The 25,702-nt window shown below is 64.7% G+C and carries 28 protein-coding genes; 16 read left to right on the forward strand and 12 right to left on the reverse strand.

The window, feature by feature from the left end:
- Nucleotides 1-76 precede the first annotated feature (76 nt).
- The 3 genes from AB7849_RS07905 to AB7849_RS07915 all read left to right on the forward strand — a co-directional run bounded on the left by AB7849_RS07905 (nucleotide 77) and on the right by AB7849_RS07915 (nucleotide 2,640).
- A complete protein-coding gene (locus AB7849_RS07905) occupies nucleotides 77-913 on the forward strand; it encodes a histone H1-like repetitive region-containing protein (protein ID WP_081491717.1) in 837 nt (278 codons plus the stop codon).
- A gap of 145 nt (nucleotides 914-1,058) precedes the next feature.
- Nucleotides 1,059-1,475 carry a hypothetical protein gene (locus AB7849_RS07910; protein ID WP_008209628.1) on the forward strand — a complete coding sequence of 139 codons (417 nt, stop codon included), beginning with the start codon at nucleotides 1,059-1,061 and terminating at the stop codon, nucleotides 1,473-1,475.
- A 142-nt stretch (nucleotides 1,476-1,617) separates the two neighbouring features.
- Nucleotides 1,618-2,640, forward strand: coding sequence for an aminopeptidase (locus AB7849_RS07915; protein WP_369500801.1), 1,023 nt, complete (start codon nucleotides 1,618-1,620; stop codon nucleotides 2,638-2,640).
- Between the two features lie 2 nt (nucleotides 2,641-2,642).
- On the opposite strand, the gene AB7849_RS07920 is transcribed toward AB7849_RS07915, so the two are convergent.
- Entirely contained in the window at nucleotides 2,643-3,455 is an 813-nt protein-coding gene (locus AB7849_RS07920) for a c-type cytochrome (RefSeq protein ID WP_008209622.1), read from the reverse strand.
- Between the two features lie 370 nt (nucleotides 3,456-3,825).
- Here AB7849_RS07920 and pncB point away from each other — a divergent pair, with 370 nt between their 5' ends.
- Nucleotides 3,826-5,010 (forward strand): nicotinate phosphoribosyltransferase, encoded by a 1,185-nt coding sequence (pncB, locus tag AB7849_RS07925; RefSeq protein ID WP_008209621.1) that lies wholly within the window; start codon nucleotides 3,826-3,828, stop codon nucleotides 5,008-5,010.
- Nucleotides 5,011-5,159: 149 nt separating this feature from the next.
- On the opposite strand, the gene AB7849_RS07930 is transcribed toward pncB, so the two are convergent.
- From AB7849_RS07930 to AB7849_RS07940, 3 genes are all read right to left on the reverse strand, one after another.
- Nucleotides 5,160-5,960 (reverse strand): MetQ/NlpA family ABC transporter substrate-binding protein, encoded by an 801-nt coding sequence (locus AB7849_RS07930; protein WP_008209619.1) that lies wholly within the window; start codon nucleotides 5,958-5,960, stop codon nucleotides 5,160-5,162.
- Nucleotides 5,961-6,024: 64 nt separating this feature from the next.
- Nucleotides 6,025-6,711, reverse strand: coding sequence for a methionine ABC transporter permease (locus AB7849_RS07935; protein WP_008209617.1), 687 nt, complete (start codon nucleotides 6,709-6,711; stop codon nucleotides 6,025-6,027).
- Nucleotides 6,708-7,736 (reverse strand): methionine ABC transporter ATP-binding protein, encoded by a 1,029-nt coding sequence (locus AB7849_RS07940; protein WP_008209614.1) that lies wholly within the window; start codon nucleotides 7,734-7,736, stop codon nucleotides 6,708-6,710. Before AB7849_RS07940 ends, AB7849_RS07935 begins: the two co-directional genes overlap by 4 nt.
- A gap of 105 nt (nucleotides 7,737-7,841) precedes the next feature.
- Between AB7849_RS07940 and AB7849_RS07945 the strand changes: the two genes are divergently transcribed.
- On the forward strand, nucleotides 7,842-8,318 hold the full coding sequence (locus tag AB7849_RS07945; RefSeq protein WP_008209611.1) for a glutathione peroxidase: 477 nt from the start codon (nucleotides 7,842-7,844) through the stop codon (nucleotides 8,316-8,318).
- Nucleotides 8,319-8,437: 119 nt separating this feature from the next.
- Here AB7849_RS07945 and dacB read toward each other — a convergent pair whose 3' ends face one another.
- Entirely contained in the window at nucleotides 8,438-9,997 is a 1,560-nt protein-coding gene (dacB, locus tag AB7849_RS07950) for a D-alanyl-D-alanine carboxypeptidase/D-alanyl-D-alanine endopeptidase (protein ID WP_369500804.1), read from the reverse strand.
- 120 nt (nucleotides 9,998-10,117) lie between these two features.
- On the opposite strand from dacB, the gene AB7849_RS07955 reads away from it, so the two are divergent.
- Nucleotides 10,118-10,600, forward strand: a complete 483-nt coding sequence (locus tag AB7849_RS07955) for an FKBP-type peptidyl-prolyl cis-trans isomerase (RefSeq protein WP_008211906.1) — start codon at nucleotides 10,118-10,120, stop codon at nucleotides 10,598-10,600.
- 91 nt (nucleotides 10,601-10,691) lie between these two features.
- Here AB7849_RS07955 and AB7849_RS07960 read toward each other — a convergent pair whose 3' ends face one another.
- Both AB7849_RS07960 and AB7849_RS07965 read right to left on the reverse strand, forming a co-directional pair.
- The gene (locus AB7849_RS07960) at nucleotides 10,692-11,786 is read right to left on the reverse strand and encodes a phospholipase A (RefSeq protein WP_092700319.1); all 1,095 of its coding nucleotides are present in this window, start codon (nucleotides 11,784-11,786) and stop codon (nucleotides 10,692-10,694) included.
- Between the two features lie 148 nt (nucleotides 11,787-11,934).
- Nucleotides 11,935-12,282 carry a hypothetical protein gene (locus AB7849_RS07965; RefSeq protein WP_008211900.1) on the reverse strand — a complete coding sequence of 116 codons (348 nt, stop codon included), beginning with the start codon at nucleotides 12,280-12,282 and terminating at the stop codon, nucleotides 11,935-11,937.
- A gap of 170 nt (nucleotides 12,283-12,452) precedes the next feature.
- Between AB7849_RS07965 and AB7849_RS07970 the strand changes: the two genes are divergently transcribed.
- Nucleotides 12,453-13,697: a winged helix-turn-helix domain-containing protein gene (locus AB7849_RS07970; protein ID WP_008211898.1), complete on the forward strand. Its 1,245-nt coding sequence runs from the start codon at nucleotides 12,453-12,455 to the stop codon at nucleotides 13,695-13,697.
- An 18-nt stretch (nucleotides 13,698-13,715) separates the two neighbouring features.
- On the opposite strand, the gene AB7849_RS07975 is transcribed toward AB7849_RS07970, so the two are convergent.
- Nucleotides 13,716-14,156: a hypothetical protein gene (locus AB7849_RS07975; RefSeq protein WP_081491768.1), complete on the reverse strand. Its 441-nt coding sequence runs from the start codon at nucleotides 14,154-14,156 to the stop codon at nucleotides 13,716-13,718.
- A gap of 320 nt (nucleotides 14,157-14,476) precedes the next feature.
- Here AB7849_RS07975 and AB7849_RS07980 point away from each other — a divergent pair, with 320 nt between their 5' ends.
- The 6 genes from AB7849_RS07980 (at nucleotide 14,477) to AB7849_RS08005 (ending at nucleotide 18,542) form a co-directional block, all read left to right on the forward strand.
- On the forward strand, nucleotides 14,477-14,686 hold the full coding sequence (locus AB7849_RS07980) for a cold-shock protein (RefSeq protein WP_008211894.1): 210 nt from the start codon (nucleotides 14,477-14,479) through the stop codon (nucleotides 14,684-14,686).
- A 286-nt stretch (nucleotides 14,687-14,972) separates the two neighbouring features.
- Nucleotides 14,973-15,182: a cold-shock protein gene (locus AB7849_RS07985; protein WP_008211891.1), complete on the forward strand. Its 210-nt coding sequence runs from the start codon at nucleotides 14,973-14,975 to the stop codon at nucleotides 15,180-15,182.
- Nucleotides 15,183-15,276: 94 nt separating this feature from the next.
- Nucleotides 15,277-16,197: an alpha/beta hydrolase family protein gene (locus AB7849_RS07990; RefSeq protein WP_369500809.1), complete on the forward strand. Its 921-nt coding sequence runs from the start codon at nucleotides 15,277-15,279 to the stop codon at nucleotides 16,195-16,197.
- Between the two features lie 53 nt (nucleotides 16,198-16,250).
- A complete protein-coding gene (locus AB7849_RS07995; RefSeq protein WP_369500810.1) occupies nucleotides 16,251-17,312 on the forward strand; it encodes an NADH:flavin oxidoreductase/NADH oxidase in 1,062 nt (353 codons plus the stop codon).
- Nucleotides 17,313-17,347: 35 nt separating this feature from the next.
- Nucleotides 17,348-18,223: a pirin family protein gene (locus tag AB7849_RS08000; RefSeq protein ID WP_369500811.1), complete on the forward strand. Its 876-nt coding sequence runs from the start codon at nucleotides 17,348-17,350 to the stop codon at nucleotides 18,221-18,223.
- 16 nt (nucleotides 18,224-18,239) lie between these two features.
- Nucleotides 18,240-18,542: a DUF962 domain-containing protein gene (locus AB7849_RS08005; protein ID WP_008211882.1), complete on the forward strand. Its 303-nt coding sequence runs from the start codon at nucleotides 18,240-18,242 to the stop codon at nucleotides 18,540-18,542.
- A gap of 28 nt (nucleotides 18,543-18,570) precedes the next feature.
- Here the strand turns inward: AB7849_RS08005 and AB7849_RS08010 are convergent, their stop codons facing one another.
- Nucleotides 18,571-18,960: a cytochrome c gene (locus tag AB7849_RS08010; protein ID WP_008211879.1), complete on the reverse strand. Its 390-nt coding sequence runs from the start codon at nucleotides 18,958-18,960 to the stop codon at nucleotides 18,571-18,573.
- Nucleotides 18,961-19,116: 156 nt separating this feature from the next.
- Here AB7849_RS08010 and AB7849_RS08015 point away from each other — a divergent pair, with 156 nt between their 5' ends.
- The gene (locus tag AB7849_RS08015; protein ID WP_092700334.1) at nucleotides 19,117-19,902 is read left to right on the forward strand and encodes a tRNA threonylcarbamoyladenosine dehydratase; all 786 of its coding nucleotides are present in this window, start codon (nucleotides 19,117-19,119) and stop codon (nucleotides 19,900-19,902) included.
- A 230-nt stretch (nucleotides 19,903-20,132) separates the two neighbouring features.
- Here AB7849_RS08015 and phbB read toward each other — a convergent pair whose 3' ends face one another.
- The 3 genes from phbB to AB7849_RS08030 form a co-directional block, all read right to left on the reverse strand.
- Nucleotides 20,133-20,873 carry an acetoacetyl-CoA reductase gene (gene phbB, locus AB7849_RS08020; protein WP_008211875.1) on the reverse strand — a complete coding sequence of 247 codons (741 nt, stop codon included), beginning with the start codon at nucleotides 20,871-20,873 and terminating at the stop codon, nucleotides 20,133-20,135.
- Nucleotides 20,874-21,015: 142 nt separating this feature from the next.
- The gene (gene gluQRS, locus AB7849_RS08025; protein WP_008211872.1) at nucleotides 21,016-21,879 is read right to left on the reverse strand and encodes a tRNA glutamyl-Q(34) synthetase GluQRS; all 864 of its coding nucleotides are present in this window, start codon (nucleotides 21,877-21,879) and stop codon (nucleotides 21,016-21,018) included.
- Between the two features lie 59 nt (nucleotides 21,880-21,938).
- Nucleotides 21,939-22,520, reverse strand: coding sequence for a hemerythrin domain-containing protein (locus AB7849_RS08030; RefSeq protein WP_369500815.1), 582 nt, complete (start codon nucleotides 22,518-22,520; stop codon nucleotides 21,939-21,941).
- A 190-nt stretch (nucleotides 22,521-22,710) separates the two neighbouring features.
- Between AB7849_RS08030 and htpX the strand changes: the two genes are divergently transcribed.
- Together htpX and htpG are read left to right on the forward strand one after the other, a co-directional pair.
- The gene (gene htpX, locus AB7849_RS08035; protein WP_008211868.1) at nucleotides 22,711-23,604 is read left to right on the forward strand and encodes a protease HtpX; all 894 of its coding nucleotides are present in this window, start codon (nucleotides 22,711-22,713) and stop codon (nucleotides 23,602-23,604) included.
- Between the two features lie 173 nt (nucleotides 23,605-23,777).
- Nucleotides 23,778-25,646 (forward strand): molecular chaperone HtpG, encoded by a 1,869-nt coding sequence (gene htpG, locus AB7849_RS08040; protein WP_008211866.1) that lies wholly within the window; start codon nucleotides 23,778-23,780, stop codon nucleotides 25,644-25,646.
- The last annotated feature ends 56 nt before the right edge of the window (nucleotides 25,647-25,702 follow it).

The following is a 25,702-nucleotide window of genomic DNA, read 5'->3' on the forward strand; positions in this document are numbered from 1 at the left end:
CGGGACGTACGCTCACGTTCGAGTCATCATGGCAATGCCCATACTGGGCTGCCCATCACCGCAGGAGTAAGTACGCATGGCAACGACACGCAAGTCGGCCGCGAAGAAATCCTCGGCCAGAAAGACCAGCGCAGGCAAGCACGCAACGACACGACCGGCCGCGAAAAAGGCCGTAAAGAAGGCTTCGGCAAAGAAGGTTGCGCCGAAGAAGAAAGTCACCGCGACACGCAAGACGGCAGCCAGCAAGTCTTCTCCGCGAAAGGCGGCAAAGAAGGCTGCCGCAACGCGCAAGACCCCGGCACGGAAGGTGGCGGCGAAAAAGGCCGCGACAAGGAAAGCCGCGGTGAAGAAGACGACAGCCAGGAAGGCTGTTGCAAAGAAAACTGTCGCAAAGAAGACAGTCGCAAAGAAGGCCGCGGTGCGGAAGTCGGCGTCGGCAAAATCGCCGGTCAGGAAGCGCAGTACGAAGAAAGTGGCTGCGAAAAAGATTTCGGCAAGAAAGACCCCGGTGAAGAAATCCGCGGCGAAGAAGGTCGTAGCGAAGAAGGCCGTGGCCAAAAAGGCCGCCGTCAGGAAAACCGCCGGCAAGAAGGCCGTGGCTCCGAAGACGGCAGGCAAGGCCGTACGCAAGGTCGTCGCGAAGAAGGCGGCTTCCACGCGCAAGGCACCGCCTGCGGCGCCGGCACACATCACCCAGGAAGAGGCGGTGGCGCAGATCCAGGCCTTGCTGGAAGCCAAGCGCGAACGCGTGCAGAACGGACCGAACTGGCCGGGCGCGGAAGCGCAGGCACACCATCCCGAGTCCGATGTGCACGACGAACTGCCTTCGCATGCGAATGCATCTGGCGATGCGCCGCATGGCATCGGCCTGGCGCACGCGCGCGGCGAAGGCATGAAGCGCGGCAAAAGCTGAACCGGAATCCGCGGCGACGGAACGTGTCGCGGCAAGTGTTGTCATACAGGTGTCGTGCAGAAGTGCGACATCCGGTGCCGTTCGCTCAGTATCGGTTCAATCGTGCGGTGCCAGCGTGGTGTCGTGCCTTCCTGGAGGGAGCGCCATGAAACGTCTGCCCATGAAACGTCTGATTGCCGGCTTGTCCATTCTTTGCGCCACAGCACTGCTGTCCGGCTGCTACGTGTCGCCCGATTACAGCTATGTGCGCGGCAACGGTTATACGGGGGGTGCCTATTACGGCAGCGGCCCGTCCGTGATCTATGACAGCAGCTATTACGCCTCGCCGTATTACGGCGGCTACGGCTGTTGCTGGGCGCCAGGCATCACCGTCGGTGGCGTCTGGTACAGCGGACATCGCTACTACCGGGGTGGCCATCGTTACTATCGCGGCGGTTATCGTGGGCGTTCCGACTACGGGCATGGTTACCACGGAGGGCACGGTCGTCCGGCGCCCTCGCATGGTCATGGTGGCGGACATTGGAATGGCGGACACGGCGGCCATCACCACGACGGCCATTGAGTGCCCGGCAAGCGGTTCGGGCGTGGTTGTGCGGCGCGGAGAGTCGTCCTGAGGTGTTCCGCTGCGTCACAATGACAACATGACCCGCCGCGGCAAATCCCCGTATCCATCATTTTCGATCAGGCTCATCGCATTCAGCGCGGTGAGCCTGTTGCTGTCGGCCTGCACCAACCTTGGCTACTACGTCCACGTCACGCATGGTGAAGGCGAGTTGCTGCTGCATCGCCGGGCGATCGACAAGGTGTTGCACGACCCGGCCACGCCACCGGCGCTGGCGGCCCGGCTGGAATTGTCGCAGCGCGCCCGGCGCTTCGCCTCGCAGGCGCTCGGGCTGCCCGACAACCGTAGCTACACCTATTACGTGGATCTGCACCGCCCGTTCGTGGTGTGGAACGTGTTCGCCACGCCGCGCTTTTCCGTGCAGGCGGTGCAACACTGCTTCGTGTTTGCCGGTTGCGTGGCCTACCGAGGCTGGTTCAGCGAGGCGCGCGCGGATGCCGATGCCGCACGGCAGCGGGCCAGGGGCGATGACGTCTACGTGGGTGGCGTGCCGGCGTATTCCACGCTGGGCTGGTTCGCCGATCCGATCCTGTCCAGCATGCTGCGCTGGGACAACGACGAACTGGCCAGCACCATTTTCCATGAGCTGGCGCATCAGTTGATCTACGCCAAGGGCGATACCGCCTTCAATGAATCCTTCGCTACCTTCGTGCAGCGCGAGGGATTGCGCGAATGGCGCGCGTCACGTGGCTTGCCGCCGACAGATGGCAAGGCGCAGGCGATGGATGAAGGCTTCACCCGGCTGGTGCTGGATCTGCGCGACAGGCTCAAAAAACTCTACGCCAGCGGCGAGGAGGTCGAGGCCATGGAAGCGGGCAAGCAGCGCGAGATCGCCGCATTCCGCCAGCGCTACGCGGCATGGCGCGATGCGCACTGGCCCGGCGATCATCGCTACGACGCCTGGGTGGCCAAGCCGATCAACAATGCGAGGCTGCTGCCGTTCGGCCTGTACGACCAGTGGACGCCGGCTTTCGCCGAGCTGTTTCGCCAAAGCGACCGGAAATGGCCCGCGTTCTATGGTCGTGTGCGCGCGTTGGCGCATGAGTCGAAAGCGCAGCGTGACGAAACGTTGCAGCCGATGGTGGCGGCTGTCCCGACCGGCTGATCTCAGTGCGCAGCCTTGTGCTTCGCCATGTAGCGCAGGTAGTCCAGCACCGCATCCAGGTCGGTATCCGACAGCGACGCCTGCGTGGGAAAGCCGTGCATCTTCGCTCCGGGCCAGCGGTGCAGCGATTGCGGGTTGCGGATGAAGGCGCGCAACAGGTCGGCACGCAGATATTCGGTGGGGTTGTAGGGCAGGTTGAGATCCGGTCCCAGCGTGGCGTCGCCTTCGCCGTTGAGCGTGTGGCAGGCGAAGCAGGTGCGCTTGAATACCGCGAAGCCGCGTCGTACCGGACTGTCCTTGGGCACCGAGGCGCCGGGCACGATGGCCGGAAAGCGTGCATCCACGCCGTTCATGCGCCGGATCGAGGCGAGTTGGTAAGGCCATTGTTCCGAGCCGATATGTGCGGCCTGGGGGTGAGTCCAGACCACGTAGAACGGGCCGGCGCTGCGGGTGTTGCCGGGCAGGGCAGGCCATGGCACCGCAGTGGCTTCCACGGCCAGCCAGGCTTGCGAACCCTCCCGATTCAGGATCGCGGAGGCGGGAATCTCGGCGCTGAAGCCGTCGGATGCCGCGAACCGGAGATGATCGTCCGGGGCCAGTCCGGGCAGCAGCGCGCGCAAGGGCACGGCGCGGTAATGCATGGTGCGCTGGTAGGCCACGTCACCCGGAATCGTCACGCTGCGGGCATCGGCACGGTGGAGCAACTGGTCCGTGGTCAGTACGGTCACGCCATGGCCCAGGTCGATTTTCAACTGGGCGGCCTGGGCTGGCAGGGCAAGGCATAGCGCGAGTGCGCATATCCAGCGCATCAACATGGCGTTCTCCGGCGACAAACCCCGGCATTGTAGCGGTCGGGCCGGCAGGTGCCGGGGAGTCCGGTGCCTGTCTGGTGGATAAACGCAGCCCTTGAACTTTCCTCCCGGCGACCACACTAATTCATCGTATCGCCGTGACGGCGACAAGAAGCGGGGCAGAACATCGCGCCGCTGAGGGGCCGGCACCATCCTCCCCAAGGACGCCGACCTGACAGACCCCGCGTGCCCCTCCCCTGGTGCGCGGGGTTTTTTTATGCCTGGGTGCCGGTTCGTCGAATGGATCATGCGGCCGGTGACGGGGATAATCGGGATTCCCGTTCCCCGGGCCCGGCTCATGGGCTGGCGAATCCCCGCATCACATGGACGATCCATGATCATCGAATCGTTGCTGGACACCGATCTGTACAAGTTCTCGATGATGCAGGTGGTGCTGCATCATTACCCTGCTGCCCACGTTGAATACCGTTTCAAGTGCCGCAACCCGGGCATCGAGCTGGTGCCGTACATCGACGAGATCCGCGCCGAACTGGCCGCGCTGTGCAGCCTGCGCTTCACCACCGACGAGCTGGACTACCTGCGCGAGATGCGCTTCATCAAGAGCGATTTCGTCGATTTTCTGGGCTTGTTCCAGCTCAATGCCAAGTACGTGACCATCGAGCCGGCCGAGGCCGGCAACGGCGAGATCGAGATCCGCATCGTCGGGCCGTGGCTGCACACGATCCTGTTCGAGGTGCCGTTGCTGGCGATCGTCAACGAGGTGTACTTCCGCAACACGCAGCCGGGGCTGGATCTGGCCGAGGGGCGGCGCCGCTTGCAGGCCAAGATCGCCCTGCTGCACGAGACGCCGGATTACGAGCACTGCCGCATTGCCGATTACGGTACCCGCCGGCGTTTCTCGAGGGTGTGGCATGAAGAGGTGCTCACCACCCTGCGCGACGGCCTCGACAAGCAATTGGCCGGCACCAGCAACGTGTGGTTTGCACGGCGGCTCGGCCTGGTTCCGCTGGGCACGCTGGCGCACGAATACCTGCAGGCGCATCAGGCGCTGGGGCCGCGGCTGCGCGACTCACAGGTATCCGCGCTGGAAACCTGGGCCATGGAATATCGGGGTGATCTCGGTATTGCCCTGTCGGACGTCTACGGGCTGGAAGCGTTCCTGCGCGACTTCGACATGTATTTCTGCAAGCTGTTCGACGGCGCCCGCCACGATTCGGGCGATCCGTTCGACTGGGGCGAGCGGATGATCGCGCACTACCGCGCCAACCGCGTCGACCCGCGCACCAAGGTACTGGTTTTCAGTGACGGCCTGGACATTCCCAAGGTGATGCAGTTGTACGAGCATTTCCGCGGCCGCTGCCTGCTGGCCTTCGGCGTGGGCACCAACCTCAGCAACGACGTGGGCCCGGAGCCGCTCAACATCGTGATCAAGATGATCCGCTGCAACGGCCAGCCGGTGGCCAAGCTCAGCGACTCGCCCGGCAAGAACATGTGCGAGGACAAGGCTTACGTGGCCTACCTTCGGCAGGTGTTCGAGATTCCGGCGGCGCAGGGCTGAGGCGAGCTGCCCCGAAAACCTCACCGAAGCCGTGTAGGAGCGCACCTTGTGCGCGAATGCTTTGGCGCTTGATCGGAGTCAAAGGCATTCGCGCACAGGGTGCGCTCCTACAAAAGCGGATTGTTCGAAGTGTTTCTGAGGGTTGCGCGTCAAAACGCCGGCAGCACCGCGCCGTGGTACTTCTTCTCGATGAACGCCTTGATCGCCGGGCTGGTCAGTGCCTTGGCCAGCTTCTGCACGCGCGGATCGTCCTTGTTGTCGGGGCGGCCGACCAGATAGTTCACATAGGGTGAATCCTTGTCCTCGATCAGCAGGGCGTCTTTCTGCGGATCGAGGCCGGCGGCCAGCGCGTAGTTGGTGTTGATCAGCGTCAGGTCAACCTCGTCCAGCGTGCGCGGAAGCATCGCCGCTTCCAGTTCCTTGAACTGCAGGTGCCTGGGGTTGGCGGTGATGTCCTTGAGCGTGGCCAGCGCATCGGACGGGTCCTTCAGCGTGATCAGGCCGTGCTTTGCCAGCAGAAGCAGGGCGCGGCTGTTGTTGCTGGGATCGTTGGGGATGGCCACGGTGGCGCCGTCAGGCAACTGGTTGATGTTCTTGTAGCGGTGCGAATACGCGCCGAACGGCTCGATGTGCACGCCGACGATGGTGACCAGGTGCGTGCCGTGCTGACGGTTGAAGGCATCCAGGTAGGGCTTGGTCTGGAAGTAATTGAGGTCGATATGCTTCTCGACCACCTGCATGTTCGGCTGCACGTAGTCGGCGAATACCTTGATCTTCAGATCCACGCCTTCCTTGGCCAGGATCGGCTTGACCTGCTTGAGAATCTCCGTGTGCGGTATGGCGGTGGCGGCTACGGTCAATATATGACTGTCTTCCTCGTCGTTCGACGAGCAGCCGACCAGCAACAGCAGCCCCAGGGTGGCGACGATGGCGAGGATCAGCAGTTTCATGGAAGGCATTCTCTTGTGCGGTGCAAAAGAATAGCCGTCCATACGTCCAGATGCAAAACGACTTTCAGTGGCGTGAAAGGCGTGCCACCACGCGGTCGCCAATGACCTGCAGCCCTTGTACCAGCACGATCAGCAGCACCACCGTGACCACCATATAGTCCGATTCGTAGCTCAGGTAGCCATATCGATAGGCCAGATCGCCAAGACCGCCGGAGCCGATCGCGCCACCCATCGCGGTATAGCCGACCAGGGCGATGGCGGTGACCGTGATGCCGGCGGCAATACCGGCACGAGCCTCGGGCAGCAACACGTGTCGCACGATCTGCCAGGTGCTGGCGCCCATCGCCTGGGCCGCCTCGATCACGCCGTCCTGCACTTCGCGCAGCGCGGTTTCCACCAGCCGGGCGAAGAACGGGGCCGCACCGATCACCAGCGGCGGAATCGCGCCGCGGATGCCCAGCTTGGTGCCGACCAGGAAGTAGGTGACCGGCATCAGCACGATCATCAGGATGATGAACGGCACCGAGCGCAGCACGTTCACCACCAGCGCGGTGAGGCCGTACAGTTTCGGCATCGCGCGCAACTGGCCCTTGCCGGTGAGGTAGAGCAATACGCCCAGTGGCAGGCCGATCAACACAGTCAGCGCCAGCGAGCCGCCCAGCATCAGCAGGGTATCGATGCAGGCGCGGCCCAGTTCGCCCCAATCGTCGATGTTGGGAAACAGGGTGTGCAGCAGCGGGACGGCGGTCATGACAGGTTCTCCAGCGAAGCGACTTCCTCAATCTCGATGCCGGCGGTGCGGAGCGCGTCCAGCGCGGCGTCCACGTTGGTGCCATCCAGCGCCAGCGTGAGTTGCCCGTACGGCAATTCCTTGATGCGGTCGATGCGGCCGGCGAGGATGTTGAAGTCGACCCCGGTGTCGCGCATCACCCGGCTCAGGGTTGGGGTCCAGGTGGCCTCGCCGCGGAAGGACAGGCGCAGGATGCGGCCCGGCACGTGGGCGTAGGGCGCTTGCCTTGTACCGGCGGCTTCTTCCGGCAGCGCCTCCTCCACGAAGCGGCGCGTGGTGGGGTGGCGCGGATGCAGGAACACGTCGGCGACCGTCCCCGTTTCCACGACGTGTCCGGCATCCAGTACGGCCACGCGGTCGCAGACACGGCGCACCACGTCCATCTCGTGGGTGATCAGCACGATGGTCAGCTTCAGTTCGCGGTTGATCTCGGCCAGGAGTGCCAGCACGTCGCCGGTGGTCTGCGGGTCGAGCGCGCTGGTGGCCTCGTCGCAAAGCAGGATGGACGGCCGGTTGGCCAGCGCGCGGGCAATGCCGACGCGCTGTTTCTGGCCGCCGGAAAGCTGCGACGGATACTTGTCGGCATGCGCTTGCAGTCCCACCCGCGCCAGCAGTTCGTCGACGCGGGCGTGGATCGCTTTCGTATCACGCTCGCCGGCCAGGCGCAGCGGAAAGGCGATGTTGTCCGCCACGGTCTGCGAGCCGAGCAGGTTGAAGTGCTGGAAGATCATGCCGATGCGCCGCCGTTGTGCGCGCAGTGCCGGCTCGTCCAGCGAGGTCATGTCGATGTCGTCGATCAGCACGCGGCCGCCACTGGGACGCTCGAGCAGGTTGATCAGGCGCACCAGCGTGGATTTGCCTGCGCCGGAATGGCCGATGATGCCGAACACTTCACCGTCGGCGATCTCCAGATCAAGCGGTTGCAATGCGGGAACGTCCCGGCCGTCGACACGGTAGGACTTGTGGACATCGAGAAAGCGGATCACGGCGGTTCAGCGGTGGGGCGGGCGGGTATTCTAGGGGATGCGCGTCTTGGGCGTAGACTTCCATACGTCCATCCCGCCATTTTCCCCTTTGTGGAATCCATCGACATGACCAGCATCTACGATTTCAGCGCACGCGACATCGATGGCCAGGAACGCTCGCTGGCCGAATGGCAGGGCAAGACCCTGCTGATCGTCAACGTGGCCTCGAAATGCGGGTTCACCCCGCAGTACAAGGGGCTTGAGGCACTGTGGCGCGAGTATCGCGACCGCGATGTGGCGGTGCTGGGCTTTCCCTGCGACCAGTTCGGCCACCAGGAGCCGGGCGACGAGGCCGAAATCCGCAACTTCTGCAGCACCAGCTACGAGGTCAGCTTTCCGTTGTTCGCCAAGATCGAGGTGAATGGCGCGAACACCCACCCGCTCTACAAGTGGCTGAAGAGCGAAGGCAAGGGCATTCTCGGCAGCGAGGCGATCAAGTGGAACTTCACCAAGTTCCTGGTCGGCCCCGACGGCCAGGTGCGCAAGCGCTACGCCCCCACTGACACGCCGGAGAAGATTGCCAAAGAACTGCCGTTGGCCTGACCTCGGGCATATTGCCTGCGGGAGGCTGGCAGAGTGCCTTGTTGATCGCGATTCGGCTGTGCGCCTGATAAGCAGTTGACGTGGCAGCTGTGCGGTCAGGCAAGTTGGCGGGTTCGACTTCAGCCTCCGAGTTTGGCCAGCAACTCGGCGATGGCGTCGAGGTCGGCGCTGGTGCGCGGGGCGTCGGCGGGGTGTCGATAGTTGTTGAGCATGATGGCGAAGGCGAGGTGTTCGCCATCCGCGCTGGTGACGTAGCCGGCGAGGCAGTCGACGTAGGTCATGCTGCCGGTCTTGGCGTGCAGGTTGCCAGCGGCCGGGGTGTTGCGCATGCGCCACTGCAAGGTGCCGTCGATGCCGGCAATCGGCAGCGCGCTGCGCAACTGCGCGGCGTAGGGTTGGGCCGCAAGGTATTGCAGCAGGCGCACCAGTGCGGCGGGGGTGGTCAGGTCTTGTCGCGACATCCCGGTGCCTTCCTCCAGTAGTGCGGAGGAGGGGGCGATGCCGATGCGGCCGAGCAGTGCGTACAGCGCACGGATGCCCCAGTCCTCGCTGCTTTGGAAGCCGCTCGGGATGGGTGATGCGGGATCGGGCGATGCCATGGCTTCGGCGCGGGCCTTGACGCCGGCGATTTGCAGCAGGTTCTGCAGGTACAGGTTCTGCGAGCGCTTCAGGCCGCTGGTCAACACGTCGAGCAGCGGCGGCGACAGCACTTCGCCCAATGGCTGCGCGTGGGCAAGCAGGTAGGCGTCGTCCTGCGGCCAGTGCAGAGTGCGCACGCGGCCCTCCAGTTTCACGCCGTGGGCGGCGAGTGCGCGTTGCAGGCGCTGGCCGGCGAGCAGCGCCGGATCGGCTATCGCCAATCGGTAGCGTTGCGGCTTGGCGCCCACGGGGGTGCTGCCGAAGGCGTACAGGGTGGAGGCGCCCGGGGCGCGATAGAGGTTGATGTCCGGGGGCGTGCCGGCGGCGCTGGTGGTCAGGGTGTCGACGAGCGACGGCACCGCATCGCCGGGATCGACATCGAGTCGGGCCGGTTCGCCGGCATGCGCCGCCGGATGCACGGTCACCGCGACGATGTTCTCGTTAATGCTGAGTGCGGAAGTGGGTGCGCCATACCAGCTCTGCAGGTCGCTCGCCTCCCAGCCGGCGCCTTCGGCCGGGCCGGTGAAATAGCTGTCGTCGGCGATCAGGTCGCCATGCACGCGACGCACGCCATGCGCGGCCAGTTGTGCCGCCAGCTGATCGGCCCAGTCGGTGCTGCTGCCCGTGCCGAGGGTGGGGTCGCCCATGCCGTACAGGATCAGCGGGCCGTCCAGCCGTCCCTGTCGAACCGGTTTCGTGCCCAGCAGCCGGGTGGGAATGCGGTAGTCGGCGCCCAGCGTATCGAGCACCAGCGCGGCGGTGTACAGCTTGGCGGTGGAGGCAGGCAGCAGCAGGTGCTCGGCACGATGGGTGTACAGCGTCTGGCCGCTGTCCAGCGACACCACGGCGATGCCCCAGGTCGCGTGGGCGAAACGGGGCTGATGGATCAGCGCATCGATCCGGGCATCCAGTGTCGCGACAGCCGCAGGCGCGGTGGGCGGCACGGCGGCAGTTGGCGGGACGGCCACCGGCGCGGCGGCGACGGAAACGGCAAGGGCGGTGTACAGCAGCGGGGCGAGGGCAAAACGAGGCGTGCGCATGGCGGCCAGTATCGCCAATCCGGCCCCCCGCTGCAGGCCGTGCCATCGGCACATCTCTGTTAGGCTTGGACTTTCGTGCCGGATGAGCTCCGGCGAATTCACCGAACCGTGAGATTTTTCATGCAGATTGCCCAGAACACCGTTGCCGCTTTCCATTACACCCTGACCGACGACGCAGGTCAGGTCATCGACAGCTCCAATGGCCGCGAGCCGTTGACCTACATGCACGGCAAGGGCCAGATCGTGCCGGGTCTGGAGAAGCAGATGGAAGGCCGCAAGGCGGGTGACAAGTTCAATGCCGATGTGGCGCCGGCCGAAGGTTACGGCGAGCACCAGGCCGAGTTGATGCAGGAAGTGCCGCGCGAGGCGTTCCAGGGCGTGGAAGACATCCAGCCCGGCATGCAGTTCCAGGGCCAGGGCCCGCAAGGCGTGGTCAACGTCACCGTCACCAAGGTCGAGGACGGCAAGGTGCACATCGACGGCAATCACCCGCTGGCCGGCAAGACCCTGCATTTCGCCATCGAAGTGGCCGACGTGCGCGAGGCCACCAAGGAAGAGCTCGAGCACGGTCACGTGCACGGCGAAGGCGGTCACCAGCACTGATCGCATCCCGACGGTTCACCGTCGTACGATATCCGAAGGCCCGGAGCGCAAGCCCCGGGCCTTCGTCGTCAGAGCCATTTGCGATGTTGGGTCAGTACCAGTCGAGCAGCGAGATGCCCACGCCGAGGTAGGTGGCGTTGTGGTTGTAGTCGATCAGGCTTTCGCCGTAGCCCTTGAACAGTTCCATGTAGCCGCGCACGTTGCCGGCCACCGGGAAGCTCCAGGTGAAGCGGGCGGCGCCGTGGCTGCGACTGCCGCCGCGCAGCGAATGGCGCAGCATCAGGCCGAATTCCTGGCCGTGCCATTCATGTATCAACTGCATGTCGGCGCGGCCGATGTAGTCGCTGATGTCGGGGTTGTTGTCGTCCTGGCGCGACTCGGGAATGCGCCACCACGGACGGATCATCAGCGTCCATCCCGCGCGCTCGAAGCCGAAGTCGGCGATCACCCGGTTCCAGCTGCGCGACAGCGGATCGGAGCGGCCGTTGGACTGGTGGTCGACGCCGATGCCGAGCAGCCGGCCATCCCAGCCCAGCACGTGGTAATGGGTGTTGAACACCAGCATCGCTTCGGGCTCGTAATTGGTTTCGCGGAACGGACGCGAGAGCTTCGAGTTGTAGGCCTGCCAGCGCGAGGACTGGGTGTAGCCGATCCACAGGTCGCCGGCATCGCCGAACACGCCTTGCCAGACCTTGGTCTTCAGGCTGATCTGGAATTTCGCCTCGACGTTGTCGAGATCCTGCGGTGTCTGCACCGTGTTTACGGGATTGGGGCTGGTGGGGCGATCGTTCTGGTTGCTGGTGGCGAACACCGGCATCACGTAAACCGGCTGGTAGCCGCGGATATTGAAGGTGCCTAGTTTGCTCTCGGGCGAGAGCTCCCACCGGGTGTCCAGCAACGACAGCGGCGTGGCGACCTTCGTGGGAGCGGGCTCGATGCGGTGTTCGTGCGAAAAGATGCCGTGGCTGGCCATCGATGGAGGCGCCTCGGTGTTTTCGGCGTTGCGCTTTTCCGCGGCAGGCAGGTTTTCGCGGCCGGTGGCCTTGTCGTAGCAGGCCAGGCGCTGCGCATCGCTTTCGATGGCCGTGCAGGCACGGATGTCCATCGGATTCGGGTTTTGCGCATGGGCGGCCATGCTCAGCAGGCCGGCAATCGTGGCCGCAAGCACGGCGGTCGACTGTTTCATCAGGGAGGGCTCCTCAGGGCGCGGTCCGGGCGCGTGGGGGGCGGCCATTTTAGCGGGTGGGCGTGACGGGCAAGAAAACGCCGATCACAGGCAGCGCGTGATCGGCGTTGAAAAGGCCCCAGGCTGAGCCGGAATTTCCGGCGTGCCGTCAATGCATCTGTTTCACCCAGCGCTGGTATTCGGCCTTGCTGATCGAGCCGTTGCGGTTGCTGTCGGCGTATTCGAAATCGTTCGCCAGCGGCGGGTAGGCGGCGGCTTGTGCTTCCGTGATCGACTTCTTGCCGCCGGAAAGCGTGGCGAAGTCCGGAGCCGGGCCGGCATCCGGCACGGCGGCCGGCTGCGAGTTGATCGTCACCTGGCCCTTGGGCGAGTTGAACGTGGTGCTGGTGGTGTCGCTGGTCGGGGTCGACTGGGACTGATCCTGCGCCAGGGCACTACCGGCCAGCAGCAGACTGCCGGCGGCCAGGGGAATGAGGAAAGCGGTACGCAATTTCATTGTAGGTACTCCATGCCAATATGGGATACGGCGCTGGGTGCGAGAACCATGCAAGGTCTCCGGACTCAGCAGGTACGCTAACAAGCGTTCCGTCAACAAGGACTCAAGATGACGGCGGTAGTTTTGTGAAGATGGCGCGAACGTTGGGCAAACCTTCAGCTCCGGCCGGGGTGTTGTCGGTGAATCAGGCGCGCTGCCTGCAATTGGCTGCGCAGGGCTTGTTGCAGCCGCCGCGTCGCCGGGCAAAGCGCACCGACGTGCCGGCAATCGTCGAGCGCATGCGCTTGTTGCAGATCGACACCATCCACGTGGTCGCGCGCAGTCCGTACCTGGTGTTGCATGCGCGTCTGGGCGATTACCCGCCCGAATGGCTGGACGAGGCGCTTGAGCGCGGCCGTTTGGCCGAGTGCTGGGCGCATGAAGCGTGTTTCGTGCCGGCGTCGGATGTCGCCTTGCATCGCGCCTGGCGCGGGCAGCGCGATGGTCACTGGGCACATCGGCATGCTCGGCGCATGCGTGACGAACACGCCGCGGACATGGATGCGCTGCTCGCGCACATCCGCGCCAACGGCCCGGTGCGCGCGGCTGATTTCGAGCGCAGCGATCGCGGGGCTTCCGGCTGGTGGGAGTGGAAGCTGGAAAAGCGCTGGCTGGAAGCATGGTTTGCGTCGGGCGAGTTGATGGTGGCGCGGCGTGACCGGTTCCAGCGCGTCTACGATATGGCCGAGCGAGTGCTGGCCCGGCTAAACCCGCCACTGGATGCGGCGGACGCGGGCTTGTCGCACGAGGATTTGCGGCGGCGTTTCATCCTGGACAGCGTGCGGGCGCTGGGCGTGGCCCGGGCGCGCTGGATCGCGGATTACTACCGGCTGAAGCCGGGCGTGACGACGCGGGAACTGCAACCGTTGCTGGCCTCCGGCGAGTTGCTGGCGGTGGAGGTGGCGGGCTGGACGGAACCCGGCTACGTGCATGCCGATCATGCCGCGATGCTGGCGAAGGCATGTGCCGGACGCTTGCGTGCGACGCATACCGCCTTGCTGTCGCCGTTCGATCCGTTGGTCTGGGATCGTGCCCGTCTGCTTGCGATGTTCGATTTCGACTACCGCATCGAATGCTACGTGCCGGCCCCGAAACGTCGGTACGGCTATTACGTGCTGCCGATCCTGCATCGCGGTCGATTGGCCGGGCGGCTGGATGCCAAGGCGCATCGTGCCGAGGGCGTATTCGAGGTGAAGTCGCTATATCTGGAAGAAGGCGTGGAACCGGATTCCCGGTTGGTGGCAGATTTCGCCATGGCCATCACCCGCACTGCGCGCTGGCACGAAACGCCACAAGTGCGGCTGGGACGCTGCCGTCCGACAGCGCTGGCGCCGCTGTTGCGGGCGGCACTGTGGGACGCTGCCGAAACCGGATGATCATCTCGGGGCCGGCGCTCAGTGCGAGCTGCTGCTCGGCATTGGCAATGGCAATGGCGCATCGCAGGATTTGCCGTGCAGGGCCTCGTGCAGGCTTTGCTGCAGTGACTCGCAGCGGTTGGCCAGTTGCGGACGAATGTCCGGGTCCTGCGAATCGCGCAACAGGCTGTCGCGCATCGTCTCGTAGCGACTTTGCAGCTGGTCGGGGGCAAAGATGTTGGCCGCACGGTGACAGGCGATATAGGTGGACAGATAAGCGTCGCAAACCGGGATGCCGGTGCGTGACGGCAACGGGGTGGGGGCTGTTTCGGCCGCGGATGAAAGGTGGTGGACGTGGTGGTGCGTCCGGACGGGGGGCGAGGACGTCGGGCGAGCAGGTTGCTGGCTGCAGGCCGCCAGCAACAGGGCGCACCCGGCGCAGGCCGCCGTGGCAAAGCGCGGCACCGTGAAATGTTTCATGAGTGACTCCCGGGGCGTCCAGGAAGCGGGCGATGGCTTCACCCTAATCCGACCGGCGTAAAAGGAAGTTGAAATCGGCGGCTGGCGGTGGCCTGAATCAAGCGTGGCCCGGCGATGCGAGGGAGTCGCATTCGAAAAAAACTTCGGCTACGCTTTGAGTACTGTGTTTGCCGGGGTCACCAGAGTCATGTGACCCGATGCTGCTGATCGTGATCCGTTTCATCGCTCACCCTAGGGTTCCTTGCACACCAGTAAGCAGACGCCGCCGATGGCGGTCGTCGAGTCTATGTTTTTTCGTGAAAACCTTAGTGGAGTGTTTTATGTCTGATCGTCAGATCGGTACCGTCAAGTGGTTCAACGACGCCAAGGGCTTCGGCTTCATCAGCCGTGACAACGGCCCGGACGTCTTCGTGCATTTCCGCGCGATCACCGGCAACGGCTTCAAGAGCCTGCAGGAAGGCCAGCAGGTCAGCTTCAAGGTGGTGCAGGGCCAGAAGGGCCTGCAGGCCGACGAGGTGGCTGCAGTCTGATTGCCTCGCGGCGCTCGAACCAGCAAAGCCGGGCAGCGATGCCCGGCTTTTTTGTTTGCAGGCAATGACTTGGGGCCGGATTTTGGCTTGTGTGGCCTTTCAGCACTTGCATTTCAAAAATAAGTTATCCTCGGGCCACTGTGTCTGCTTGGTCACGTGCGTGCCCCGATGCGGTTTTGCGTTTCCGTGTCGCTCCACTCGATCCTCAGCATGCCCAGTAAGCCGTCGACCCGGGCGGGTCGACTGGTCTCAAGTCAGAGTTGAAACGGATCGGAGTGAGTGAGTCATGTCGGATCGTGAAGTTGGCACCGTCAAGTGGTTCAACGACGCCAAGGGCTTCGGCTTCATCAGCCGCGAGAACGGCCCGGACGTCTTCGTGCATTTCCGGGCCATTACCGGCACCGGGTTCAAAAGCCTGAAAGAAGGCCAGAAGGTCAGCTTCAAGGTGGTGCAGGGCCAGAAGGGCCTGCAGGCCGATGAAGTCGCGCCGGAGTGAACCGCATCGATGCACGACCGGAGAAGGCCGGCGCAAGCCGGCCTTTTTCGTGGACGGTTTTGTGTCGCGCGCGTCGATTCGCTAGCCTGCGGCCATGACCGCACTCCCTGTTTCGCCAGACACTCCGGCACTGGCCGAGCCCGATGCCGTGCCGGTGACCACCCGCGACGGCGCACGCTTCGAATTGCTGCTGCTCGCGCCGGCGTCATCGCCCCGGCATGTGCTGTACTGGCTGCCTGCACTCGGCGTGCCGGCGAAGCATTACCTGCCGCTGGCCACGGCGCTGGCGGCTGATGGCGTGGCTGTGGTGCTGCATGAGTGGCGCGGGATCGGCTCGAGTGATCGTCGCGCAGGTCGGCGCTGCGACTGGGGTTATCGCGAACTGCTGGAGGTCGATCTGCCGGCCGGCCTGGCGGCGGCGCGGTCGCGCTGGCCACAGGCCGTGTTCCACATCGGCGGGCACAGTCTGGGCGGGCAAGTGTCCTGCCTGTATGCGGCGCTGCATCCGACGGCCTTCGCCGGCATCGTGCTGGTGGCCAGTGGCGCACCTTATTGGCGACGTTTCCGGCGCGGTGCGGCGATCGGTTCCGCCTACGTGCTGGCGCCGTGGCTGGCCCGGTTGTGCGGTCATCTTCCCGGCCGCCGGATCGGTTTCGGCGGCAACGAAGCACGCGGCGTCATTGCCGACTGGGCGCGCAGCGGTCGCAGTGGACGTTATGCCGCGGCGGGCATGGCGGTGGATTTCGAGCAGCGACTGTCCGAGCTGCAGCAGCCGGTGATGGCCCTGCGCCTGCGCGACGACTGGTTCGGGCCGTCCGCTTCACTGGAATGGCTGCTCGGCAAGATGCCACGGTCCGCACATGAGGTCGGCGTGATCGAGCCGGCGGATCTCGCGGGCCACCCTGCCGATCACTTCACGTGGATGAAGACGCCGGCGGAAATTGCCGCCCGCATCGCGCATTGGGTCGATCGACGGAACACTGCGTTCGCCACGCCGGACCCACATTCATCTTGAAGCGGCGGCGGGATGCAGGCACTTCCAGATATCGCTCTCCACAAGGTCGTCTGATGCCCAAGCTCTTCGAACCCCTGTCGCAACGTAGCCTGACCCTGCGCAATCGCATCGCGGTGGCGCCGATGTGCCAGTACTCGGCCGTCGACGGCTTGCCGGATCACTGGCATCTGGTGCACCTGGGCAGTCGCGCGGTGGGTGGTGCGGCGGTCGTCATTGCCGAGGCTACCGCGGTGTCGGCCGAGGGCCGCATTTCGCCGCAGGACACCGGTATCTGGAATGACGCGCAGCTCGCCGCCTGGCGACCGATCGCCGATTTCATCGCGGCGCAGGGTGCCATCCCTGGCGTGCAACTGGCCCATGCCGGACGCAAGGCCAGCACCCAGCGCCCATGGGAAGGGCATGGCCCGGTGGCCGTGGCGAAGGGCGGCTGGACGGTGGTTGCGCCCTCGGCCGTGCCGTTCGATACCGGCTGGCATGTGCCGCATGCCCTGGACGAGGCCGGTATCCGTGCCGTGATCGCGGATTTCCGCGCGGCTGCGCAACGGGCGCTGGACGCGGGCTTTCAATTGATCGAACTGCATGGCGCGCATGGCTACCTGCTGCATCAATTCCTGTCGCCACTGAGCAATCGCCGGGCCGATGCCTATGGCGGCAGTTTCGACAACCGCACCCGCTTGCTGCGCGAAGTGGTGGTGGCGGTGCGTGAGGTATGGCCCGAGCATCTGCCGCTGTGGCTGCGCATTTCCGCCACCGATTGGGCGGAGGGCGGTTGGACCCCGGAGGAAAGCGTGGCTCTGGCACGCATGGTGAAGCCGTTGGGCGTGGATCTGGTCGATGTGTCCAGTGGTGGCCTCGTGCCGCACGTGACGATTCCGCTGGGCCCGGGTTACCAGGTGCCCTTTGCGGCGCAGGTGCGCCGCGAGGCTGGCGTCGCCACCAGTGCGGTGGGATTGATCACCGAGGCTGCGCAAGCCGAGGCCATTCTCGCCGAGGGTGCCGCGGACGTGATCTCGTTGGCGCGCGAGAGCCTGCGTGATCCGTATTTTCCGCGCCGCGCCGCCAGCGAGCTGGGTGCGCAGATCGCCGCGCCGGTGCAATATGGGCGGGCTTGGTAACACGCTTCCGTGTTGCCGATTCAAGGAGTGTCCCGATGAACGCCACGCCGCAACGCATCGACGGTCGCCTGCACGATCTCGGCGATGGCTTCACCGTACGTCGCCTGCTACCGGCGCTCGATGCACGCCACGTTGGCCCGTTCGTGTTCTACGACCACATGGGGCCGGTGGACCTCGCCCCCGGACGGGGCCTGGACGTGCGGCCGCATCCGCACATTGGCCTGGCTACGGTGACATGGTTGTTCGACGGCACGATTCGCCATCGCGACACGCTGGGCAGCCTGGCCGACATTCGTCCCGGCGCGGTGAACTGGATGACGGCCGGCCGCGGCATCGCCCATTCCGAGCGCACGCCGCCCGAGGCCCGTGCCAGTGGCCAGCGCATGCATGGCGTACAGGTGTGGGTGGCGTTGCCGAAGGCGGACGAGGACGTGCCACCGGAGTTTCATCACCACGAGGCCGATGCCTTGCCTCGCATCCGCTTGCCGGGTGCCGAATTGGTGCTGATCGCCGGTAATGCCTACGGACGTGCTTCACCGGTGAAGGTGTTCGCGCCGATGTTCTTCATCGAAGCGCGGCTCGAGGCCGGTGCCGTGCTGGAACTGCCGCACGAGCACGCGGAGCGCGGCGTGCATGTGGTCGATGGCGTGCTGGAGTGGGGCGGCGAGTCGCTGGCCCATGGCCAGATGGCGGTGCAGGCCGGACCGCCGGCACCACCGCTGCGTGCCCGTTCGGCCAGTCGGGTGATGCTGTTCGGTGGGGCACCGCTGGATGGCGAGCGTCACCTGTGGTGGAACTTTGTCGCCAGTACGCAGGCTCGGATCGAGCAGGCAAAGGACGACTGGCGCGAGCAGCGTTTCGGCAAGGTCGCCGGCGACGAGGATGAGTTCATCCCGTTGCCGGAGCGCTGAGCGGGAGGTGGCGCACATGGCCGGGTTCACCAGCTTTCGCGAGTTCTATCCGTTCTATCTTGGCGAACACCGCGACCGGCGCTGTCGCCGCATGCATTTCGCCGGCAGCACGCTGGTGCTGCTGATCGTGTTGCTGGCCTTGCTCAGCGGGCGGTTGGCATGGCTGTGGCTGCTGCCGGTGGTCGGCTACGGTTTCGCCTGGATCGGGCATTTCGCCTACGAGAAAAACCGCCCGGCCACGTTCCGCCATCCGCTGTACAGCCTGATGGGCGACTGGGTGATGTACTGGCAAATGTTACGCGGCAAGGTGCGGTTCTAGGAGCGCCTTGTCGTGCTGGCCGGGATGCTTAGCGGTACTGCTGGTGGCAGGTCTGGCAGGCCTTGCCGACCGGTTCCAGCACGGTGGCCAGCGCGGGGCAATCCGCCGGCGCGGCCAATACGGCGGCCTTCAGTGCGCTGCGCAGGTGGTTGGCATCGTCCACGAACGGCTGCGGCGCACCAGGGAAAGCTGCGGGAATATCGCTGGCGATCACCTGCATGTGCTGCAGCTGGTCCAGGCTCACGGCTGCTTCGCAGCGCTGCGACTTGAGCGCGCCCTTCAATTGGTGCATGTGATAACCCATGGTGGTCATCACGGCCTTGGGCATGGGATTGCGCTCACTCAGCGTGTTCATCACGGGAACCGTGCCAAGAATGCCGATGACCAAACCAAGCAGAATGAGAAGGGCTGCACGCATGTCGACGATCCGGGTGGCAATGAAGATTGCCGCCGAGGATACCGCAGCCTCGTGTCCTTGCCATGCGCGCGGTTGGTTAAACTGTCGGCCTTTCGGTGGCATCGTCGGGAACGACATGAAGTTTTGCAGGAAATCTCGCGCAACAGGTGCACGGTCATGAGCGAAGCGACTTATCCGGTCGAGCGCTTTGCCGGTGTCGAGCGCTTGTATGGCACGGGCAGCCTCGACCGGCTGGCGCAGGCGCACGTCTGCGTGGTCGGTGTCGGCGGCGTGGGTTCATGGGCGGCCGAGGCACTGGCGCGCAGCGGGGTGGGGCGACTCACCCTGATCGATGCCGACGATATCTGCGTATCCAACACCAACCGCCAATTGCATGCGCTGGACGGCGAGTACGGCAAGACCAAGGTCGGCGTGATGGCCACGCGGTTGCACGCGATCAACCCGGTGCTGCGGCTGGAGGCGATCGAACGCTTCCTGACCACGTCGACGCTGGACGAACTGCTCGACCGCGGCTACGACGTGGTGCTGGATGCCTGCGATGCCTTTCGCGTGAAGCTGGAGATGATCGCCTGGTGCCGCCGCCGCAAGTTGCCGATCGTCAGCGTGGGTTCGGCTGGTGGTCGCACCGACCCTACCCAGATCCGCGTGCGCGATCTGTCGCGCACCGAACACGACGCGATGTTCAGCCTGATCCGCAAGAAGCTCCGCACCGATTTCAACTTCCCGCGCAACCCGGACCGCTACTTCGGCGTATCGGCCGTCTATTCGCTGCAGAACGTGCAGTACCCGCAACCGGATGGCACCGTGTGCGGCAACCGCCCGCCGGGTGGCGATGCATTGAACCTGGCCTGCGGCGGCGGACTGGGCGCGGCGACACACGTCACCGGCGCGTTTGCGTTTGCGGCGGTGGGGAAGGTGATGGAGAAGTTGCTGCAAGCCTGAATCCTTCCCCCCTCCGGAGAGAAGAGCCTGGCCCGAATTTGATCCGGGGTGCCCGAAGAGCGGATGAGGGGTGGGTGCTCGCGATCAGGCGGGTTCGAAGCGCGCTTTACATGTCCTTGTGGGGCGATATGGCAAGCAGGCATCCCTGCGTCGCCGCCCGTTCGGCATCCATGCCTCACCTGGTAATCGCTGCGCGAGATGCGCTTCAACGCATCTCGCAAACGCAGCAATTACCAACCCATGTATTGCCCGCCGTTGATGGCCAGGTTGGCGCCGGTCATCCAGCCGGTTTCCTCGCCGGTGAGGAAAGCCACGGCATGGGCGATTTCCTCGGGCTTGCCGAGGCGGCCGATCGGAATCTGTGCCTCGATCTTGGCGCGCACGTCTTCCGGCACCGCCATCACCATGTCGGTGGCCACGTAGCCGGGCGAGACCGTGTTCACGGTGATGCCGAACTTTGCATTCTCCTGTGCCAGCGAGATGGTGAAGCCGTGCATGCCGGCCTTGGCGGCGGCGTAGTTGGCCTGGCCGTACTGGCCCTTCTGGCCGTTGATCGAGCTGATCTGCACGATGCGGCCCCACTTGCGCGCGCGCATGCCCTCGATTACCGGGCGGGTGACGTTGAAGCAGGCGTTGAGGTTGGTGTTCACCACCTCCGTCCACTGCTGGTAGCTCATCTTGTGGAAGGTGGTGTCGCGGGTGATGCCGGCGTTGTTGACCAGGATGTCGACGGGACCGCACTGCGACTCGATGGCGCGAACCATGGCCGCGCACGCTTCCGGGTCGGAGACATCACCTTGCACCATGCAGACCTCGATGCCTTCCCGTGCCATCTGCTGTCGCCATGTCTCGGCCTTGGCGGCATCGCGAAAGTTGGTGGCCACGCGATGTCCGTGCCCGGCAAGATAGCGCACGATCGCGGTGCCAATGCCGCCGGTGCCGCCTGTGACCAATGCCGTGCGCTGTGCCATCGCTGTTCTCCTGGGTTTCCGGGTTTTCGTGTCTGCATGTGTCGAATCGGGATTGGACGTCCGAAACGCGTCGGACGTCCGCTTCCATCATCGCGCGTCGCGGCGTGGTTTTGGAAACTTTCTTCGCATGGATGCGTTGCCTTTATGTGACATGGCGTCCTGCGCCGCGCGGCAAACGCGCGGGATCGAAGTGCGCCAGCGCGTGCGCGAGCAGTTCAGCCGGTTGTTCGGCGTCGCTCGCCGGGACCCCGAGGAAGCCCAGCGCACGTCGCAGTGCCGGCAGGGGCCGGGCTGCATCGACGGGACAGGCGCCGTCGGACTTGGACAGCTTGCTGCCTTGCGCGTCGAGCGCCAGCGGCAGGTGGCGGTAGCGCAGCGTGGGCAGGCCAAGCAGGCGCTGCAGCCAGATCTGCCGCGGCGTGGCATCGAGCAGGTCGTTGCCGCGGACGACTTCGGTGATGCCCTGGAAGGCATCGTCCACCACGCAGGCGAGCTGGTAGGCGTAGATGCCTTTGGCGCGGCGGATCACGAAATCGCCCACGTCTTCGCGCAGGTTCTGTCGGTACGCCCCCTGCACGGCATCCTCGAAGGCGACGTCGATATCCGGTGCGCGCAGGCGCCAGGCCGGCGGGCGATCCGTGGTCGGTGGAGTGACGCATCGGCCGTCGCGGTGCAGGCCATGCGTGGCGGCAAGGTCGCTGCGGCTGCACCAGCAGGGAAAGACGTGATCGTCCACCCGCAGCACCGCGAAAGCGGCGTCATAGGCGGCGCGGCGTTGCGACTGGTAAAGCACGGGCGCGTCCGCGCGCATGCCGAAGGCGTCCAGTGTGGCGAGGATGTTGGCGGCGGCTCCGGGCACTTCGCGCGGCGGGTCGAGATCCTCCATGCGCAGCAGCCATTGGCCGCCGGTGTGACGTGCGCACAACCAGCTGCCCACAGCGGCCACCAGCGAGCCGAAATGCAGTGGCCCGCTGGGTGATGGGGCGAAACGACCGCGGCAACTCATCGATTGCGGTGCTTCGCGTGAGCGATGACGTGGCGGGGCAAGCGTGTCCTCGTGTCTGGTCAGTCTGGCTGGTAGAGCGGATACAGGCTGGATTCCTCGCGGTTGATCCGCTGCTTGAACAGCGCCCCCACGGATTGGTAGTCCGCGGCGAACTCGGACTGCAGCGTGGCATCGAATGTTCCCGGAGACTGGTATTTCTTGACGAAGACGACGACGCCGCGTGCGATGGTGTTCATCTCGCGACGGAAGTCGCGCATCATCTCGGCATTGTGCGTGTCGCCGGCCAGGCTTTGTTCGAGATAAGTGTAGAAACGCACGTTCTCGGTAAGGATGTGTGCTTCCAGCCGGGTCTTGAAATTGACCAGCTCGGGGCGGATTTCGTCGTATCGTCCGTCTTGCATGAGCTTGCCGATGCGCTCGAACAGCGTGCCCAGCTCGGCGTGGTCATGCAGCAGCGAGTTGAGCAGGGCTGGATCGTAGCGGATGGTGCGCTGGGGCCCGCTCGCCTCGGCTGGCGCGGCGTGGGAGATGGTGTCCTTGGCGGCATCGTTTGAGCCGAACAGCTTGCCTAAAATTCCCACGGTGGCCCCCTTGTTTTGGCCCGGGTCCATCCCGTGACCGGTCATTACTGTACTGCGCATTTGTCTCCTTGCAACGGCTTGCGCGAAGACGCGGGCCGGGTGCAAATTATCGTGTTGTACCGGTGCGCCAGCGCCGTGATCGTATGGATTTGCGGGCGATTTCTCCCTCTTGAAATGGCCCCCGATCGCCCCGACTGATTTGCTGGCGCCCCGTCGCGCTCCCATTTCATCGACTGCCCGAGAGACAGCCGTGCGCCGCATAGCCCTGTTCGTTGCCACCAACCTTGCCGTTCTGCTCCTGCTGAGCATCATTTGCCACCTGTTCGGGGTGGATCAGATGGCTTCCGTCCAGGGCATTGGCGGCAGTACCGGGCTGCTGATCTTCGCGGCAGTGTTTGGCATGGGCGGCGCTTTCATTTCACTGGCCATGTCCAAATGGATGGCGAAGATGTCCACCGGTGCGAAGGTGATCGCGCAACCCGCGAACGAAACCGAGCGCTGGTTGCTGGATACCGTGCGTCATCACGCGCAGAACGCCGGCATCGGCATGCCCGAAGTGGCGATCTACGACGCCCCGGAAATGAACGCCTTCGCCACCGGTATGACGAAAAACAGCGCGTTGGTGGCGGTGAGCTCCGGCCTGCTGCAGCAGATGGACCGCGAGCAGGTTGCCGCGGTGCTCGGCCATGAGATCGGTCATGTGGCCAATGGCGACATGGTCACCATGACCCTGATCCAGGGCGTGCTGAATACGCTGGTGATCCTGGCAGCGCGCATCGTTGGCCGGATGGTGGACAGCTGGATGAGTGGCGGTCGCGACGACAACCGCGGTGGCGGCGGCATCGGCTATTTCGTGGTGGTGATGGTGCTGCAGGTGGTGTTCGGCCTGTTCGCCTCGATGATCGTGATGGCCTTCTCGCGCTGGCGCGAGTTCCATGCCGACGCCGCCGGCGCGAAACTGGCCGGACGCGGTGCGATGATTTCCGCCTTGCAGCGGCTGCAGGCCGATCACGGCGAGAACACGCTGCCGAAGACCCTGGCCGCCTTCGGCATTTCCGGCCCGCTGGCGCAGGGCTTCCAGCGTCTGTTCATGAGCCATCCGCCGCTGGATGAGCGCATCGCCGCGCTGCAAAGTGGTCGCTGAGCCGCCGCTTCTCACTCGCCTTTGCGTGTAGGGGAGGGTTGGGGCGGGGTGCTCTTGCCCCTATCTATGAAAGTCCAGGTTGAAAAGCGACCTCCCTCCCAACCTCCCCCTGCGTACAGGGGGAGGAGCTATTGTCCATAGTCATAGTCAACGTCAGTTCGGAATATCCACGCATGAACGCACCTGCCGAAACCCGCAAATTCGAAGCCGAAGTCGCCCAGGTTCTGCACCTGGTCACGCATTCGCTGTACTCGCACAAGGAAATCTTCCTGCGCGAGCTGATCTCCAACGCCTCCGACGCCTGCGACAAGCTGCGCTTCGAGTCGATCGCCAACCCAGCGTTGTCGGCCGGTGACAGCGAACTGCATATCGACGTCAGCTGGGATCCGGACGCGCGCACCGTCACCGTGCGGGACAACGGCATCGGCATGACCCGCGATGAAGTGGTGGCGAACATCGGCACCATTGCCAGCTCCGGCACCAAGCGCTTTCTGGAGGCGATGTCGGGCGAGCAGAAGGCCGACGCGCGCCTGATCGGCCAGTTCGGCGTGGGCTTCTATTCCGCCTTCGTGGTGGCCGACAGGGTCACCGTGATCACCCGTCGCGCCGATGCGCCGGAAGGCGAGGGCGTGAAGTGGGAAAGCGACGGCAAGGGCGAGTATTCGCTGGAGCAGATGGATCTGCCGCAGCGCGGTACTTCGGTGATCCTGCACCTGAAGGCCGACGAGGACGAGTTCCTCAAGCGCTGGCAGCTGCGTTCGCTGATCACCAAGTATTCCGATCACGTCGCCTTTCCGATCCGCATGCCGCAAGAGAAGGACGACAGGCCGACCGACGAATTCGAAACCATCAACGCCGCCTCGGCACTGTGGACCAAGCCCAAATCGGAGATTTCCGACGAGGATTACCAGAGCTTCTACAAGTCGCTCGGCCACGACTTCAACGACGCGCTGGCGTGGACACACAACCGCGTCGAAGGCAGCCAGAGCTTCACCACCTTGCTGTATCTGCCGTCGCAGCCGCCGTTCGACCTGATGATGGGTGGCCGCGACGAGCGCAAGGGCCTCAAGCTCTACATCAAGCGCGTCTTCATCATGGACGCCGCCGAAGAGCTGCTGCCGAGCTACCTGCGCTTCGTGCGAGGTGTGGTCGACGCCGACGACCTGCCGCTCAACGTCAGCCGCGAGATCCTGCAGCACAACCGCCAGCTCGATCGCATCAAGGCTGCCTGCGTCAAGCGCGTGCTCGACCTGATCGAGAAACTGGCGCGCGACGAACCCGAGAAATTCCACACCTTCTACAAGGCCTTCGGCAACACGCTCAAGGAAGGCATCAGCGAAGACGCCAACAACCGCGAACGCATCGCCAAGCTGCTGCGCTTCGCCAGCACCAAGGGCGAAGGCACCGCGCAGAACGTGTCGCTGGACGATTACATCGGCCGCATGGCCGTCGGCCAGGACGCGATCTGGTACATCACCGCCGACAGCTACGCCGCCGCCGCCGGCAGCCCGCAGCTGGAAGCGTTCAAGGCCAAGGACATCGAAGTGCTGCTGATGTCCGACCGCATCGACGAATGGATGATCGGCAGCCTCAGCGAGTACGACGGCAAGAAGCTCAAGAGCGTAGCCAAGGGCGACGTGCCGCTGGACGAAGCCGACAAGAAAAAGCAGGAAGAGGCAACCAAGGAAGCCGAGCCGCTGCTGAAGAAACTCAAGGAACTGCTCGGCGATCGCGTGGGGGACGTGAAGGTTTCGGCCCGCCTCACCGATTCACCGTCGTGCCTGGCGCTGAGCGACTACGAAATGGCACCGCACCTTGCCCGCCTGCTGCGCGAAGCCGGGCAGGACATGCCCGAGTCCAAGCCCACGCTGGAGATCAACCCCGCTCACGCGCTGGTCAAACGCGTGGAGACCGAGGCTGACGAAGCCAAGGCCAAGGATCTGGCCACGCTGCTGCTGGAGCAGGCAGAGATCTCCGCCGGTGCGCAGCTGCCGGATCCCGCCGCGTTCGTGCAGCGGATGAACCGGGTGTTGCTGGGGTAAGCCGCAGGGTCAATTGCCACGAACGTTGGTGCCGGCGTGCGTTTGCGGCCAGAGCG

The sequence above is a fragment of the Rhodanobacter sp. FW021-MT20 genome (genome assembly GCF_041107475.1).
GTDB lineage: Bacteria > Pseudomonadota > Gammaproteobacteria > Xanthomonadales > Rhodanobacteraceae > Rhodanobacter_A > Rhodanobacter_A glycinis.